The sequence below is a fragment of the Streptomyces sp. NPDC002671 genome, assembly GCF_053592475.1.
In genome coordinates this window covers 379,862-395,276 of sequence record NZ_JBSFVU010000003.1, presented here as the reverse complement: position 1 = coordinate 395,276, position 15,415 = coordinate 379,862, and the positions used below count along the sequence as shown (strand labels likewise).

The 15,415-nt window shown below is 73.6% G+C and carries 14 protein-coding genes; 5 read left to right on the top strand and 9 right to left on the bottom strand.

Features of this window, described 5'->3' with window-relative positions:
* Positions 1–10 precede the first annotated feature (10 nt).
* The 4 genes from ACWD35_RS06685 to ACWD35_RS06670 all read right to left on the bottom strand — a co-directional run bounded on the left by ACWD35_RS06685 (position 11) and on the right by ACWD35_RS06670 (position 3,140).
* Entirely contained in the window at positions 11–958 is a 948-nt protein-coding gene (locus tag ACWD35_RS06685; protein ID WP_451350037.1) for an MIP/aquaporin family protein, read from the bottom strand.
* A gap of 159 nt (positions 959–1,117) precedes the next feature.
* Complete coding sequence (locus ACWD35_RS06680) at positions 1,118–1,783, bottom strand: SDR family NAD(P)-dependent oxidoreductase (protein ID WP_451350036.1); 666 nt, start codon at positions 1,781–1,783, stop codon at positions 1,118–1,120.
* 114 nt (positions 1,784–1,897) lie between these two features.
* Positions 1,898–2,329: a DUF7144 family membrane protein gene (locus tag ACWD35_RS06675; RefSeq protein ID WP_451350035.1), complete on the bottom strand. Its 432-nt coding sequence runs from the start codon at positions 2,327–2,329 to the stop codon at positions 1,898–1,900.
* 124 nt (positions 2,330–2,453) lie between these two features.
* Positions 2,454–3,140, bottom strand: coding sequence for a DUF6445 family protein (locus tag ACWD35_RS06670; RefSeq protein ID WP_451350034.1), 687 nt, complete (start codon positions 3,138–3,140; stop codon positions 2,454–2,456).
* Positions 3,141–3,447: 307 nt separating this feature from the next.
* Between ACWD35_RS06670 and ACWD35_RS06665 the strand changes: the two genes are divergently transcribed.
* Both ACWD35_RS06665 and ACWD35_RS06660 read left to right on the top strand, forming a co-directional pair.
* Positions 3,448–4,197: a DUF4142 domain-containing protein gene (locus ACWD35_RS06665; RefSeq protein ID WP_451350080.1), complete on the top strand. Its 750-nt coding sequence runs from the start codon at positions 3,448–3,450 to the stop codon at positions 4,195–4,197.
* A 210-nt stretch (positions 4,198–4,407) separates the two neighbouring features.
* The gene (locus ACWD35_RS06660) at positions 4,408–4,545 is read left to right on the top strand and encodes a hypothetical protein (RefSeq protein WP_451350033.1); all 138 of its coding nucleotides are present in this window, start codon (positions 4,408–4,410) and stop codon (positions 4,543–4,545) included.
* 281 nt (positions 4,546–4,826) lie between these two features.
* Here ACWD35_RS06660 and ACWD35_RS06655 read toward each other — a convergent pair whose 3' ends face one another.
* From ACWD35_RS06655 to thrS, 3 genes are all read right to left on the bottom strand, one after another.
* Positions 4,827–7,022 carry an ATP-binding protein gene (locus tag ACWD35_RS06655; RefSeq protein WP_451350032.1) on the bottom strand — a complete coding sequence of 732 codons (2,196 nt, stop codon included), beginning with the start codon at positions 7,020–7,022 and terminating at the stop codon, positions 4,827–4,829.
* Between the two features lie 60 nt (positions 7,023–7,082).
* Positions 7,083–8,048, bottom strand: coding sequence for a nucleoside hydrolase (locus tag ACWD35_RS06650; RefSeq protein ID WP_451350031.1), 966 nt, complete (start codon positions 8,046–8,048; stop codon positions 7,083–7,085).
* A gap of 99 nt (positions 8,049–8,147) precedes the next feature.
* A complete protein-coding gene (gene thrS / locus ACWD35_RS06645) occupies positions 8,148–9,422 on the bottom strand; it encodes a threonine--tRNA ligase (protein WP_451350030.1) in 1,275 nt (424 codons plus the stop codon).
* A 363-nt stretch (positions 9,423–9,785) separates the two neighbouring features.
* On the opposite strand from thrS, the gene ACWD35_RS06640 reads away from it, so the two are divergent.
* Entirely contained in the window at positions 9,786–10,616 is an 831-nt protein-coding gene (locus ACWD35_RS06640; protein ID WP_451350029.1) for a hypothetical protein, read from the top strand.
* On the opposite strand, the gene ACWD35_RS06635 is transcribed toward ACWD35_RS06640, so the two are convergent.
* On the bottom strand, positions 10,507–11,808 hold the full coding sequence (locus ACWD35_RS06635; RefSeq protein ID WP_451350028.1) for an MFS transporter: 1,302 nt from the start codon (positions 11,806–11,808) through the stop codon (positions 10,507–10,509). The two genes, ACWD35_RS06640 and ACWD35_RS06635, sit on opposite strands and share 110 nt — an antisense overlap.
* 47 nt (positions 11,809–11,855) lie before the next feature.
* Here ACWD35_RS06635 and pdxR point away from each other — a divergent pair, with 47 nt between their 5' ends.
* Together pdxR and ACWD35_RS06625 are read left to right on the top strand one after the other, a co-directional pair.
* Complete coding sequence (gene pdxR / locus ACWD35_RS06630; RefSeq protein ID WP_451350027.1) at positions 11,856–13,280, top strand: MocR-like pyridoxine biosynthesis transcription factor PdxR; 1,425 nt, start codon at positions 11,856–11,858, stop codon at positions 13,278–13,280.
* An 11-nt stretch (positions 13,281–13,291) separates the two neighbouring features.
* Complete coding sequence (locus tag ACWD35_RS06625) at positions 13,292–14,041, top strand: maleylpyruvate isomerase family mycothiol-dependent enzyme (RefSeq protein WP_451350026.1); 750 nt, start codon at positions 13,292–13,294, stop codon at positions 14,039–14,041.
* Between the two features lie 4 nt (positions 14,042–14,045).
* On the opposite strand, the gene ACWD35_RS06620 is transcribed toward ACWD35_RS06625, so the two are convergent.
* Positions 14,046–15,389 carry a helix-turn-helix domain-containing protein gene (locus ACWD35_RS06620; RefSeq protein WP_451350079.1) on the bottom strand — a complete coding sequence of 448 codons (1,344 nt, stop codon included), beginning with the start codon at positions 15,387–15,389 and terminating at the stop codon, positions 14,046–14,048.
* Between the last annotated feature and the right edge of the window lie 26 nt (positions 15,390–15,415).

Here is a 15,415-nt window from a genome sequence, read left to right as displayed (position 1 = left end):
CGCGGGTGACCTACTCCTCGTCCGTCGTCCTCACCGGACGGGTCAGCCCCGGCTCCGCCAACTCGCCCTTCTGGCTGCGGATGTGCAGGACGTCGCCGATGAACAGGTCGTACACGAGGATCCCGATCACGCCGCCGACGATCGGTCCGACGATCGGGATCCACCAGTAGCCGCTGTACAGCCCCGACACGTTCCCCGGGAACGCCAGGCTCTTCCAGCCCGCCACCCACGTGAACAGCCGCGGCCCGAAGTCGCGGGCCGGGTTGATGGCGTAGCCCGCGTTGGCGCCGAAGGACATGCCGATCGCGGCGACCGCGAAGCCCACCATCAGCGGGCCGAGGTTCGCCTGCACGGCCTGGTTGCGCAGGTCCACGATGGCGACGACGAACATCACCAGGAAGGCCGTGCCGACGATCTGGTCGATCAGCGGCCCCCAGATGCCGCCGTGGAAGTAGGGCGCCGGGAAGGTCGCGAAGATGGAGAACGTGGCGTTGGTGTGCCCGTTCACCTTCGGCCCCGGCACGGAGTCGTCGAAGGCGTTGATCGCCTGGTGGTAGACGAGGTAGACCAGCGCCGCGCCCGTGAACGCGCCCACCACCTGCGAGAAGATGTACGGCAGCACCCTCGCCCAGGAGAACCCGCGGCGCACCGCCATCGCGATGGTCACCGCCGGGTTGATGTGGGCGCCGCTGACGCCGCCGGCGACGTAGATGCCGAAGACGACCGCCATGCACCAGCCCCAGGTGATCAGCAGCCAGTCACCGGCCGCCAGGAAGATCGTCGTGGGGGTGGCGGCGCGGCCCGAGCCGGGCAGCGCGGCGACGGCCATCGCGACCACACCGCAGCCGAAGGAGATGAGGACGAACGTCCCGAGGAACTCCGCCAGGCACTCGCCCAGCAGGCCGCCCCTGGCCCGCAGGCGGGAGGACTTGACCAGCGGAGGGATTTCGACAGCCATGGAGGCCCCCTTGAAGAGAGCAATACGGCCAACGTCACCATATTGGCGTACATAATCACTCCGTGCAGGGCGACATCACTCTACGCAGGGCGACATCACTCCACGCAGGGCGACCCCGGCCGGCTGCGGCCGGGCCCAAGTGCGCGGGTCAGTCGGGCGTCAGGCGGCGAGGTCGTCGGCGTAGTGCCGGAACCCGTGCCGGTCCCGGTGCATGCCCCACAGCATCTGCGCGAGCACAGCCGGATCCCGTCGGGGGTGCCCCGGCGTGATGACCCCGGGAATCACCAGCTGGCCCACGTGGATGCCCTCACCGGCCAGCCGGTCGTGCAGCAGATGCCCGTACGCGCTCTCCGCGGCGAACGCGATCGAGATCCCGGCCCGCTCCGGATGCGGTACGGCGGCGCTCCCGCCGTTGACGAACAGGATGGTCCCGCGCCCGAGCGCCCGCATACCGGGCAGGACCTGCTGTACGGCGGCGACGGGGCCGTAGACCGAGAACTCGATCGGCCCGATCAGATCCGCGTGCCGGGTCTCCAGCACCGGCCGCATGAAATCCCGGTGCGGCACGGGGCTGTACTGGAGCACCTCGATGGTCCCCAGCGCGTCGGCCGCCTTCGCGAGCGCCCTGACCAGCTCCTCCGGCTTGCGCACATCGGCGGGGAAGCACCGCGCGGTGACCCCCTCGGCGGCGAGATCCCCGGCCAGCCCCGCGAGCCGTTCCCGGTCCCGGGCGAGCAGGGCCACGTCGAACCCCTCCCGCCCGAACCGGCGCGCGACGGCGGCCCCGAGCCCCGGCCCGGCGCCGACGATGGCCATACACGTCATGTCAGCCATCCTCTCCGCGCGCACGGCCGACTGCACCCCGGCGTGCGGTCCGGCCGGGGGCGGAGATTTCGGGGCTGCCCCGCAACGACTGAGGCAAGTTGTCAGCCGTACGGGTCAGGCACCCTGTTCCCGCTGTTCAGGCTGCTCCGGCCGGTACATGGCGAGCGCCCAGATCACGAAGAAGTCGACGGCGATCATGATGAACGACCAGACGGGCGCATAGGGCAGGAACAGGAACTGGGCGATGATGTTCAGGGACGCGAGCACGATGCCGACCGCGCGGGCCCATGCGGCGCCCTTCAGCACGAACGTGCCGGCGACGACGCCCACGGCGCCCAGGATGAGGATGATCCAGCCCCAGCCGGTCAGGTCCACCCGGTAGACGTAGCTGCCGACCCGGGCCCACACGTCGTCGGCGGCGAGCGCGGATATGCCCTCGAGTACCCGCAGAACGCCGTTCACCAGCATCAGCACCCCCGCGAAGACGACACCGCCCGCGGCCCAGTGGTGCTGGGACGCCGGTGCCGGGTGGGTCTGCTGCGTCATGGCCGTACCTCCGCCTCTGTCGGTCGTCAGTACGACGATCCGGCTCACCCGCTCGGGGGACCACAGCAGGTACTCCGAACGGGTGAGAGAAAGGCCGGTGGCACGGCTCGGGCCACCAGGACTGTCAGGCCATCCAGAAGAAGACGGCGGTCATGCGCTTCTCCTCCAGCGCCTTGCCGAAGTAACCGGTGGCGCTGTGCACGAGGTTGGCGTTGTAGAGGAGCAGCCGGTTGTACTTGTGCGGGACGCTGACGTCCTCCTCGAAGGCGTCCGGGGCGACGAAGCGGGTGCCGAGGGCCTCGACGAGGTTGTTGTGCGGGGCCTGGACGACGTTGCCGCCGAGCCGGCCGCCGGGCAGGTGCTGCCGGTAGAAGCTGGTGCCGCAGTCCTTGGGGACGCCCGGGTTGAGGTAGAGCACGGCCGCGTACCGGCACAGCGCGCGGGAGTCGGTGTGCGGGCGCGGCTCGCTCTCGCCCTCGCCGACCACCTGGACGCAGTTGTGGTTGAGGGTGCCGCCGCCGGGCGCCTGCTGCACCCACAGCTCCTTCGCCCCGGTCGCCTTCTTCACCAGCCGCTCGATCACGGCGAGTTCACCGGGTTCGAGGCCGGGCATGGCACGCAGTCCCGGCCAGGTCTCGGAGGTGTACGGGTACCCCTCGACCCAGTCGTCCTTGGCCAGACACCGCTCGCGTACGGCGTCGACGTCCGGCAGGACGTCGTCCAGCACCCAGTAGTCGCGGCCCTTGGTGGGCTTGCGGTACGGCAGGACGGGCAGCGCTGCGGGACCCCTGGGGGGTGGCGTGGGGGACATGCGGCGAATCTAGGACCGGATTTCCCCTTGACTCTCCCGGGAAGGAGTCAACGTTCCCCCAACGGACGTCGAACTTTCCCCCATGAACGTCGAGGTTTCCCCAACGGACGCCGGGGCGACGGGGACGTAGCGGGGAAACCCGGTGCGAGAGTCGCCGGGAAGCCGATGGGAAATTCTTTGCCCGGATCCTCGATACGTATCGCCGCCGCATCCGTACTGCTGTGCGTCCGAACCGCCCGCGGGCGGGACCCCCGACCGGGCAGGAGACACGGTGCGCTTTTCGCGGAACGCGACGGGAACGCTCTTCGTGGGCGGTGCGTTGACTCTCACGCTCACAGCGCTCGCCTACCCGACCATGCTCGGGCTGAACAACGTCTCCACCTCGCAGTCGCGCATCATCGCCGACACCCGCTGGGGGCCGCTCACGGAGGGCGACCGGGACTTCGTGGTCAAGGTGCGGGCGGCCGGCCTGTGGGAGTACCCCGTTGGGCAGCTGGGCCTGAAACAGGGCACCACCAAGGCGGTGCTCACGGCGAGCCAGCACCTGGTCGACGGCCACGCGGCCCTGGACACCACGTGCCGCAAGATCGCGCCCCTCCTCAACATCACCCTGCCCAACGTGCCGAGCCCGCAGCAGCAGGGCTTCGTCAGCACGCTGAAGTCGGAGACGGGCAAGAAGTTCGACTCCGACTTCGCCAACATCCTGCGGATGACGCACGGTTCGATCTTCAACACCGTGGCGAAGATCCGCTCCACCACGAAGAACTCCCTGGTCCGCGCCCTGGCCGAACAGGCCAACAACACCGTGCTGGACCACATGGAGGTCATGGAGAAAACGGGCCTCGTCGACTTCGACCAAACCCTCTTCCAGCAGACGACCCCACCGAAGCTCCCGTCCTCGGACCTCACCCCGCCGCCCCCCGTCCCGGGCCAGCCCCAGGTGATCCTCACCCCACCCCCGAACGCCACCTCGACCCCGGCCGACCTGAGCGGCCTCACCGGGGAAGCCCCGGGCACCACCTCCCCCGGCCCCAGCCCCAGCCCGACGGTCGGTTGACCACCTCCGCGAGGCTGCCTCGGGCGTAAGAGGGCTGGTGCAGCACCGGGTAGTCGCCTCTTCCACCTACCGGGCGGCGGGCATGCTGCCGTCGCGCCAGTCGTTCACGCGCTTGCGGATCTGGGGGCCGCTGACCTCGTCAAAGAAGCCAGGGCCATCCTGGAAAGGCGCAACTGGACACCTGGGGAACTCCACCTTCTGGCTGTCCAGTTGACCGACTCCCTGACTGACGTCCACCGCATCGCGCAGAGCCGGGGCGCCCGCCTGCCGTTTCTCGCGGGGTACGACCCCGACCCGGATGGCCGGGACGACGAGGACGACGAAAGCCCCGCCGAGGCAGCGGGATGACTACCGCCCCGGAGCGGCCCCGGAGGCGTTCAACGAAGCAGACGTTCGTGCGCGTGGCCTTGGAAGACCTTCCGGGATACTGCAAGCGCTGCATCGGTCACCGGACGGTTTGGTGCCCCTTGTGCTGTGGCTTCGACGGGTGCGCCCGCTGTCGGCAAACCGGGATTCTGCCGTGCCCCGAATGCACGAGCGGCCCCGACGTCCCACTGATCATGTGGTGACTCCGGCTGGTGCTCCGTTCTGACCTGGACACTGAATGGGCACAGCGGGCCACAGGGACGCTATGGCTGGTTCACGGACGCGATGTCGGCCTCGAGTTCCCCGGCCAGTACCTGGTCGTGCGCCTCGTCGGCGATCTCCCGGGCCTGCGCGAACCGCCGCAGCGCCGCAGCGGTCGCGCCCTCGGCGGCGCTGACCCGGCCGAGTCCTTGCAGTGCCCTGGCCTCGCCCCGCCGGTCACGCAGCTGTCGGGTCAGTTCCAGGCTTCTGCCGAACGACCGTGCCGTCGCGCCCAGTTCGCCGCCGTCGAGCTGGGCCTGCGCGAGGCCGCGCCAGGCGTACGCCTCGGCCCGCCGGTCCCCGAGCCGTCGGAACTCCTCCAGCGCCTCCTCGAACAAGGGCACCGCCTCGGCAACGCGCCCCTGGCCGCAACGGACGACCGCGAGGCTGCGCACGGCCTGGGCGGTGAGCCGGCGGTCCCCGGCGGCGCGCAGCCGCTCGGCCGCGTCGCTCAGCAGCTGTGCGGCCACCTCCCAGGCGCCCCGGTTCCGGTGGATGATGCCCTGCACCAGCATGACGGCACCCACGCCGTGCTGGTCGCCGGACGCCTCGTATCCGGCCCGCGCCCCCTCGTACGCGGCCAGCGCCTCGTCGGCCCGGCCCAGGTCGCGGTAGAGCGCCCCGGAGTCGAACAGCGTGATCGACTCGGCCCAGCGGTTGTGCGAGCGCCGCGCCGCGTCCAGAGCCAGTTCCACGGCCACCCCCCAGCCGTCCCAGAAGGCCAACATCTCGAAGAAGGGCGCGGCAATGTGGGTGAGCTCCCAGGTCGCGTCCCACAACTCCCGCTCGTGCGCCAGCCGTACGCACGCCACGACGTTGTGCCGCTCGGCGATGAACCAGGCGATCGGATCGCGCAGCAGCTCGTCGCGGTGTTCGGCGTCGACTTCGTGGCGTGGGTGGGCACTGGTCTTGCGCAGCTCGCCGGGCTGGAACCGGTCCTCCGCGACGGCAGCGAGAGAGACGTACGCGCCCAGGAGCCGGCCGACCGCCGCCGTGGCATCGGGTTCGGGCTGCTCGCGGGCCAGCGCACGCAGCAGGTCGTGGAAGGTGTAACGGGCGGCCCCCGTCTCGTCGGGGCCGATCGCGTCGAGCAGCTGCGCGGCCACCAGCGCGTCGAGGTGGCGCTCGGCCTCGCGCAGCGGAACGTCCATGAGCGCGGCGAGCGGCCAGGCCGCGAAGTCGGCTCCGGGGAAGAGGCCGAGCAGCCGGAACGCCCGCTGCTGCCCTTCCGGCAGGCCCTGGTAGCTGATCATGAAAGTGGAGCGGACATCGAGATCTCCGATCTCGAGATGGTCGAGCCGGTCGCGCTCATCGGCGAGGCGGCCGGCGAGGTCGGTCAGGCGCAGGTCGGGCCGCTCGGCCAGACGTGCCCCGGCGATGCGCACGGCCAGCGGCAGGTGCCCGCACAGCGCCGCCAGTTGCCGTGCGGCCGGCGGGTCGTCCGCCACCCGGTCCGTACCCGCGACGCGGCCCAGCAACTCGACCGCCTCGCCGGGCTCCAGCAGGTCGAGCACGACCGTGTGAGCCGCCTCGATGCTGCGCAGCTCGACACGGCTGGTGACGATCACCGCGGTGCCCGGCCCGCCAGGCAGCAGCGGGCGCACCTGCCGGGGGCCGTTGGCGTTGTCGAGGACGATGAGCAGCCGACGTCCGGCCGTCAGGGTGCGGAACAGCTGCTCGCGGTCGTGCGGCGCGTCCGGGATCGCGCGCGGGTCGGTGCCCAGCGACCGCAGGAAGGTGCCGAGTATCTCGGCCGGTTCGGCGGGCAACGGGTCGTACCCTCGTAGGTTCGCGAACAGCTGCCCGTCGGGGTAGTCGGCCGCGAGGCGTTGTGCGGCCCGCACCGCGAGCGTCGTCTTGCCCAGGCCTCCCTTGCCCGCGATGGCGACGAGCGGCCCGGAGGACGGGCCCGGTCTGCGCAGCAGCCGGCCGAGTTCGGCGAGTTCGGCGGCGCGGCCGGTGAAGTCGGCGATGTCGCGTGGCAGCTCCCGCGGCACCGCACCCTGCGGCGCGGTGGGTGTCGCGGTGGCGTCGGCCTGGTACCAGGCGAATGCTCCGCCACACAGCGCGCTCACTCCGGCGAACGCGTACTGCGCCGCGCCCACGTCACCGAACACCTGCCATCCGGAGGCAACCGCGGCAAACGCCCCCGCGGCGCCTGCCAGCCCCCAAAGCGTCCGCGCCACGCCAGAGTTCACGCCGCGCATGGTATCGAACCTGTATCCGGAAACACACGGGCAAGTCGGCGCGCGCCGTACCTAGTTGCGCACCACCGTCTCCAGGTACAGCTTCACGTACCGCTCCACGTCCACGTCCAACGCCACGTCCACCAGGGCCTGTTCGCGAGCGCCCTCGTGGATCTCGGACTCGCCGGGGCGCGGGCGGCGGTCGACGATCGTCTGGCCGCGGGCCGGGCCGGGGGCGAGGGAGACCTCGACCGGGAGGAGGCGGGTGGTGATGCCGACCGGGTCGGCGACCGCGCACACCGCGCCCGCGTCGCCGAGCCCGCCCGCCGGGTCGTCGCCGTCGGGTTCGGGCGCGGCGGGGCGGTGGGCGAGCAGTTCGCCGGCCAGCCGGGCGCCCGGTTCCGGGCTCGCCCGCAACCGCCGTACCTCCGTGCCCGGTACGACGACCCGGGTGAAGACGTCGAGGCCGTACATGGTGATCGGTACCCCCGCCGTGAGCAGGACGGCCGCCGCCTCCGGGTCGTGCCAGACGTTGAACTCGGCGACGGGCGTGGCGTTTCCGGTGGCCACGGCCCCGCCCATGAACACGATCCGCTCGATGTTCCGGGTCACCTCCGGGTGGCTGCGCAGGAGGAGGGCGATGTTCGTCAGGGGCGCGGTGGGGACGAGGGTGACCGGGCGCGGGGAGGCGAGGATCTCGCGGCGCAGCAGGGTGACGGCGTCCACGTCGGCCGGAGCCCGCTTCGGCGCGGGCAGGCCGAGGTCGCCCATGCCGTCCTCGCCGTGCACGTGCCGGGCCGAGCGGGCGGGCTCGATCAGCGGGCGTTCGGCGCCCCGCGCCACCGGGATGTCGGGGGCGCCCGCCTGCTCCAGCACGGTCAGGGTGTTGCGGACCACCCCGTCGACGTCCGTGTTCCCGGCGACGCAGGTCACCGCCCGGAGGTCCAGCCCCGGGTGGCGTACGGCGAACAGCAGGGCCAGGGCGTCGTCGACGCCGGTGTCGCAGTCGATGATCACAGGGATGGGCTGACCGGTCACGGCGGACTCCTTCGGCGTGGTTCCGACAGTAGATCAGTTCCGCGGTCCGTGACCGCCGGTCAGGCCGTCACCCCGTCACCCCGTCACCCCGTCACGCCGTCAGTCCCAGAGTTCGGTGCCGCGTGCCGCCACCCGTGCGCCGATCCGGCGCAGCAGCTCCGGCACCCGCAGCTCGCCGGGGCGCCGGCCGTCCCTCAGGCGTACGGCCGCGAGGCCCGCCGCGGCCTCCCGCTCACCGATCACCGCCTGGTACGGCACCAGGCGCGCCGCGCGGATCCTGGCGCCCAGGGTGCCCTGCTCGGGGGCGGCCTGCTCGGCCCGCAGGCCCAGCGCGCGGGCCTCGCGCACCACCGCCGCCGCCCGCTCCACCTGCTCCTCCGCCACCGGCAGCACCGCCAGCTGCACGGGGGCCAGCCAGGCCGGGAAGGCACCGTTGTGCGCCTCGATGAGATGGGCGACGGCCCGCTCGACGCTGCCGATGATGCTGCGGTGCACCATCACCGGGCGGTGCCTCGCGCCGTCGGCGCCGATGTAGTGCAGGTCGAAGCGGGCGGGCTGGTGGAAGTCGATCTGCACGGTGGACAGGGTGGACTCGCGGCCGGCCGGGTCCGCGATCTGGACGTCGATCTTGGGGCCGTAGAAGGCGGCCTCGCCCGCCGCCTCCTCGTAGTCGACGCCCGACTCCGCCAGCACCTCCTTCAGCAGCGCGGTGGCCCGCTGCCACAGCTCCGGGTCGGCGACGTACTTGCCGCCCTCGCCGGGCAGCGAGAGGCGGTGGCGCACGGCGCGGATGCCGAGGTCGGCGTAGGCGCGGGCGATCAGCTCCAGGGCGTCCCGGGCCTCCTCGACGGCCTGCTCCAGGGTGCAGAAGATGTGCGCGTCGTTGAGCTGGATGGCCCGTACGCGGGTCAGGCCGCCGAGGACGCCGGACAGCTCGGCCCGGTACATGGTGCCCAGCTCGGCGATCCGCAGGGGCAGTTCGCGGTAGCTGTGGGAGCGGGAGCGGTAGATCAGCGCGTGGTGGGGGCAGAGGCTGGGGCGCAGGACGACCTCCGCAGAGCCCGCGGCGCCCTCAGAGCCCTCAGCGCCCTCAGCGCCCGGCCGCATGGGCGGGAACATGTCCTCGCTGTAGTGGTCCCAGTGCCCGGAGATCTCGTACAGCTCGCGTTTGCCGAGCGCGGGCGAGTACACGTGCCGGTACCCGGCCGCGCGTTCCGCCTCCCGGATGTACTCCTCCAGGGTGTGCCGTACGACGGCTCCGTCCGGCAGCCAGTACGGCAGCCCGGCGCCCATCAGCGGGTCGGTGTCGAACAGGTCCAGCTCGCGGCCTAGGCGGCGGTGGTCGGGCAGGTCGTTCGGCCGGCGGTCGTTCATCGCGGGCTCCTCGCGGGACGGGGCCTGCGGGGCGAGGAACCGGGTGCGCGAACGCCGAAGCCCCGGGGCACTCGCCCCGGGGCTTCGGACAGGTCAGGTGTCAGCGCGCCGGGACGGTCTCCGGCGTCGTCGTGCTCGACAGGAACTGCGGGGCGCGCTGCATACGGCGACCGTAACAGGGCCCGAATCGGCAGGGCGAGGCATTTTCCGCAGCCCCGACCGCAACCCCGGGCCAGACGCCCCCTCACCCATACGGACCGGACAGCTGGTGGCCGCCCGTGCCCGGTGGTGCCGTGAGAGAAGGCACCCCGCACGCCCGTCGGCAGGCACCCCACTGCCCCGGCCCGCCCAGGAGGCACCCCGATGACCGCCCCCGCACGCCCCCCTGGCATACGCCCCTCAGGCATACGTCCCCCCACCCCGCGCAACCGTGTCCGCCTCCATCTCGCTCTCACCGCCACCGGCCTCCTCGCCCTCGGCGCCTGCGCCGCCCTGACCCTCGGGCACCCGTCGACCGCCCCGCAGCCCCTGCCGACCATCGACGGGGCCTCGCCCGGGCCCAACGGGTCGGCCCGCGCCAACGGCTCCGGCCTCACCGACGCCCAGGCGCAGGCCGCACTCCTCACCGAGACCGACCTGGGCGCCCCCTGGTCGGCGACGCGCGGCGCGGCGGTCTGGCGGGACGGGCTGCTGAAGGCGACCACCACGGCGGGCGAGTGCCAACGGCTGCTCGACGCGCTCTACACCGACGAACTCCTCGGCGGCTCGCCCCGCGCGGCCGTCGGCCTGGACAACGCCGACACCGACGCCCAGCTCCGCTACCAGATCGGCGCGCGCCGCCCGTCGGAAGTCGACGCCATGCTGGGCTGGCTGAAGACCATGCCGGCCAAGTGCGCCCGGTTCACGGCCACCACGCAGGGCGGCGATGTCGAGGACGTCCAGGTCACCGACGCCCCGCTGCCGAAGGCCGGCAGCGCACGCCAGGGCCTGCACATCACCCTCGCCTCGACGACACAGGACGGCGACCAGTCCGTCCTCACCCTGGACGTGGCCGCCGTCCGGGTCGGCCAGGACGCGTTCGCCCTCACCAACGGCGGTCTGGGCGACGTCCCCAACGACGCGACCCAGGCAGCCGTCCAGATCGGCGCCCTGCGCCTGGCGGACATACGGAAACAGGGGCGGGCGCAGGTGTGAGGGGCCTGGTCGCGGCGCGCCGGTCGCGCCGGGCCGGGGCCAGCGCGGTCAGCATCGCCGCGCCGGTCAGGGCGAAGGCCCAGGGGTAGCCGGTCCCGGCGGCGAGCCAGCCGAACGCGACCGCTCCGGCGCCCATGCCGGCGTCGTAGGCGAAGTTCCACAGCGCGCTGACGGTGCCGTAGCCCGCGGCGGGCACACGCGCGAACATCAGCGTCAGCGTGGCGTTCTGGGCGACGCCGAAGCCGAACCCGAACACGCCGACCCCGGCGACGACGGCCACCGCGCTCCCGGTCAGCGCCGTCAGCAGCGTGCCGGCGGCCGACAGCAGCAGGCCGGGCAGCACGAGGCGGGCGGGGCCGTGCCGGTCCCCGTACCGCCCGGCGATCCAGCGGGCCAGCGTGGCCGCCGCGGTCTGGGCGAACAGCGCCACGGCGACCAGGCCCGTGGCCGAGGCGGGGACGGCGAGCGGCAGGAAGGTGACGACGATCCCGCCGGCGACGGCCGTGACCGCGAACACCACGGCAGGGCGCCGCAGTTCGACCGTGCGCAGCCCTTCGGTGACGCCCACGGGCCGCCCCGACGCGCTGATCCGGTCGGGCATGGCGGGCACCACGAGGAGCGCGGCGAGCGCGGCCACGGCCGCGGCCGTGAAGACCGCTTCGTAACCCGCGTGCGCGGCCAGCCACACCCCCAGCGGCAGTGCGACGAGCGAGGGCACCCCGCCCACGACGCCGACCAGCGCCAGCCCCTCGCCACGCCGTTCGGCCGGGATGAGCGACGCCGTCAGCGCGCCGCCCGCGACCACGTTGAACGCGAAACCCAGTCCGCGCAGCAGGCAGACCGCGACGATCCACCACAGGTTCCGGGAGAACGGCAGGGCCAGCGCCGGCACACCCATCAGCCCCAGGCCGACGGCCAGCACGGCGCGGTAGCCCCAGCGGTCGACCAGGGCGGGCGTCGCCAGTTCGCCCACCACCGTCGCCAGCATCAGCGCGCCGGTGGCCAGCCCGGCCGCCCCGCCGCCCCCGCCGCCCCCGCCGCCGGTCGTGGCGTAGCCGGGGACGACCGACAGCAGCAGGTTGAAGCTGGTCGAGGTGCCCAGGATGGACACGAAGCGCAGCAGCAACGGCCGTGTGAGCAGGGGCGGTTGGGAAACGGGCGGCAGGGAGGCGGAGTCCGGCGGTCTGGTCACGGCAGGACGCTAAGCGGGCGTCCGGCTCGCCGGTAAGCTCCGGTTCCATGCCGCTGGAGTGGTCCAGTTCCCCGCCCGAGCTGCTGCTGGCCGTCGACCGGACCAGCGGCAGGCCGCTGCGCGCGCAGCTGGAGCACGGGCTGCGGGACGCGATCCGCACCGGCCGTCTGCGGGTCGGCGAGCGGCTGCCGTCCTCCCGGGAACTCGCCCGCACGCTCGGCCTCTCGCGCGGCCTGGTGCAGGAGTGCTACGCCCAGCTCCTCGCCGAGGGCTACCTGGTGACCCGCCCCGGCTCCGCCACCCGCGTGGCCGCCGGCGCCGCGGCACCACCCGGTGCCGTACCGCCACGCACCGCGGCCCCGCGCCTGGTGGCGGACTTCCGCTGGGGCGTACCCGACCTGGGCTCCTTCCCGGTCCAGGACTGGCTCTGGGCCACGCGCGAGGCGGCCCGCGCCATGCCCACCGCGGAGTTCGACTACGGCGACCCGCGCGGCGGCGCGGTCCTGCGCGAGGTGCTGTCCGGGTACCTGCGGCGGGTGCGCGCCGCGGCGGCCGGCCCGGAGCAGCTCGTCGTCTGCAACGGCTACGCCCAGGGGCTCGGCCTCGCCCTCCGCGTCCTCGCGGACGGCGGCGTACGGACCGTCGCCCACGAGGACCCCGGCTCCCCCGGCACCGTCGGCGCCGCCGCGGCGGCAGCGGGGCTGCGGGCGGTTCCCGTACCGGTCGACGCGCACGGCATCGACGTACGTGCGCTGGCCGCGACCGACGCCCGCGCCGTCGTGGTCACCCCGGCCCACCAGTGGCCGACCGGCGTCGCCCTCGCCCCGGAACGCCGGCTGGCCCTGATCGAGTGGGCCAGGGAGCGCGACGCGTTCGTCATCGAGGACGACTACGACGCCGAGTTCCGCTACGACCGCGAACCCGTCGGCGCGCTCCAGGGCCTGGCCCCCGACCGGGTCGTCTCCCTGGGCACGGTGAGCAAATCCCTCGCCCCCGCCCTGCGCATCGGCTGGATGGTCTGCCCGCCGGAGCTCGCGGAACCGCTCACCGAGCACAAGCACCGCAGCGACCGCGGCACCCCCACGCTCGACCAGCTCGCCCTGGCCCGGCTGATCGAGTCCGGCCGCTTCGACCGCCACCTGCGCCGCATGCGCGCCATCTACGCGGCCCGCCGCGCCACCCTGCTCGCCGCGCTCGCCGAACACGCCCCCGGGCTGCCGGTCACCGGCCTCGCCGCCGGCTTCCACGCCGTCGCCCACCTGCCCGCGGGCACCGACGAACACCACGTCGTCACCTCCGCCCGGGCCCGGTCCGTCGGCCTCTACGGCATGAGCGCCTGCCGCGCCGCGCACGCTTCCCCGACCGCGCAACTCGTCCTGGGCTTCGGCAACGTCGGCGAACGGGCGATCACCGAGGGCGTCGCGGCCGTCGGCCACCTGCTGACCGACCGGCTGCAGAGCGGCGGGCCGTAGAGTGCCCGCCCGTGACCGACACGACCGATCCCGACCGCGACGGCATCGCCCAACTCCTCGACGCCGTACGTGCCTCCGCCGCGCGCCTCGGCGACAGCCTCCACGCGCTGACCGACCTGACGGCCCGCGAACCTTCCGCGCTCCCCGGCTGGAGCCGCGGTCACGTCCTCACCCACCTCGCCCGCAGCGCCGACGTCTACCGGTGGCTGCTGGCCCTGGCCCGCACCGGCACCGCTCCCGGGCCGCGGGCCGACGCCGCCGCCCTGGACCGGGCGCTGCGCGAAGGGGCCGGGCGGGACGCGGCCGACCTCGTCGCGGACCTGCGCCGCAGCCTGGACGGGCTGCTCGACGCGGCGGCGGCCATGCCCGCCGAGCGCTGGCCCACGCTGGTCTCCGCCCTCGCGGGCTGGCGGCACCCCGCCTGGTACACCCTCCACCGGGCCCGGCGCGAGCTGGAGACCCACCACGTCGACCTGGACCTCGGCTACACCGCCGCCGACTGGCCCGCCGGCTACGTCACCTGGGCCCTCGACGAGACCGTCGCCGCCCTGACCGCACGGGGCTTCCCGGTGGCCCGCATCGAGGCGACCGACCTCGGCCGCGCCTGGACCCTCGCCCCGGCCGGCCCCACCGCCGCCGGCCCCGGCCACGCGCTCCTCGCCTGGCTCACCGGCCGCGGGCCGGATACGCACCTCCAGTCGGAGCTTCCGCTGCCGGTCCCGCCGGCGTGGCCGCAGCCGCCGGTGCCCGGCTGGGGCTGACCTCTCACAGCGGAGGCTGTGCCGGGGCCGGGCCCAGGGTGGTCGTGCCGGGGGCGGTGCGGTGGCCCAGGCCGGTGCGGTAGGCGTCCAGGGCCGCCTCCACGCGGCCCGTACGGCGCAGCAGGTCGCCGAGGAGGCGGCACAGGTCGGCGAGGTCACCCGCGGCCCCGGCACGTTCCAGGAGGCTGAGGGCGCGGACGTAGTGCTCCTCGGCGGCCTCGGTGTCCCGGGCGTCCTCGGCGATGATGCCGAGCAGCCGGTGGGCCGCGGCGGCGTGGACGGCGCCGCGCTCGGAGGAGAAGTCGCCGAGCACGCCGGAGAGGAGTTCCGCGGCCTCGGCGGATTTGCCCCGGCGGTGCAGGACGTCGGCCAGTTCCACCGCGGCCTGGCTGCGGTAGAGGGCGGCGCGGGACTCCGAGAGCATCGCGAGAGCCTGCCGCAACTCACCTTCGGCGCGCCCCAGTTCGCCGTGCTGGGCGTACACGTAGCCGCGCATCCAGTGGCAGTTGGCCAGCTCGGTACGGAGCCGCAGCTGGCGGTAGAGCTCGGCGGCCTTGGCGAGGGAGGCGTCGGCCTCGGCGAGCCGGCCCTCGGCGAGCAGGGTGCGGGCCACCGCGCGGTGCATCCGCGCGATCAGCGCGGGGTCGGCGGCCCGCGGCGCGAGCGCGAGGGCGAACTCGGCGGCCTGGGCGGCACGGGCGTGCGCGCCCATGTCCATGTAGGGGCCGATGACGCTGGCGTAGAGGAGGAGCAGCGCGTCGGGGTCGTGCAGGCCGCCGCGGTTCAGTTCGTCGAGGGTGGTTTCCAGCAGGTAGACGGCGTACCGGAGCTCACCGGCGAGGTAGTGGGAGACCGCCCGGCCGCGTACGGCGGGCACGCGCACCGGCAGGGACTGGCCGGCCAGCTGCTCCTCGGCCCGCTCGAAGAACTCCCGCGCCCTGCCCAACTCACCTGTTTCCAGGGTGCATTCGCCGAGCCCGAGCAGCGCGGCGGTCTGCTCGGCGGCGAGCCCGTGGGTCTCCGCCTCGGCGAGCAGCGCGGCGTACTGCACGGCGGCCTCCTCGGCCCTGCCGTCGGCGAGGGTGCGCTGCGCCTCGGTGAGCCGCAGCCGGAGGTCGGTGGCGAGGTGGGCGGGGCGGCCCACGGTCAGCTCCTCGAAGGTCACTCCGAGACGGCTCGCGATGTGGCGGAGCGCCTCGTCCGAGGCCCGCACCCGGCCCGCCTCCACGGTGGAGATGTAGGCGGGCGTGTAGGCAGGCTCCGCCAACTGCCGTTGCGTCAGGCCACGTCGGGTGCGCAGCTGCTGCACGCGCCGCCCTATGACCCCCGGATCGTCTCGTTCCCGCATCATCGTTCGCCCCAACTCCCTTTGTG

Bases quoted from the DNA above. Each gene is read 5' to 3' on its own strand.
- ACWD35_RS06685 (WP_451350037.1), bottom strand. From the start codon at position 958: ATGGCTGTCGAAATCCCTCCGCTGGTCAAGTCCTCCCGCCTGCGGGCC.
- ACWD35_RS06680 (WP_451350036.1), bottom strand. From the start codon at position 1,783: ATGACGTGTATGGCCATCGTCGGCGCCGGGCCGGGGCTCGGGGCCGCC.
- ACWD35_RS06675 (WP_451350035.1), bottom strand. From the start codon at position 2,329: ATGACGCAGCAGACCCACCCGGCACCGGCGTCCCAGCACCACTGGGCC.
- ACWD35_RS06670 (WP_451350034.1), bottom strand. From the start codon at position 3,140: ATGTCCCCCACGCCACCCCCCAGGGGTCCCGCAGCGCTGCCCGTCCTG.
- thrS (WP_451350030.1), bottom strand. From the start codon at position 9,422: ATGAACGACCGCCGGCCGAACGACCTGCCCGACCACCGCCGCCTAGGC.
- ACWD35_RS06640 (WP_451350029.1), top strand. From the start codon at position 9,786: ATGACCGCCCCCGCACGCCCCCCTGGCATACGCCCCTCAGGCATACGT.
- pdxR (WP_451350027.1), top strand. From the start codon at position 11,856: ATGCCGCTGGAGTGGTCCAGTTCCCCGCCCGAGCTGCTGCTGGCCGTC.
- ACWD35_RS06620 (WP_451350079.1), bottom strand. From the start codon at position 15,389: ATGCGGGAACGAGACGATCCGGGGGTCATAGGGCGGCGCGTGCAGCAG.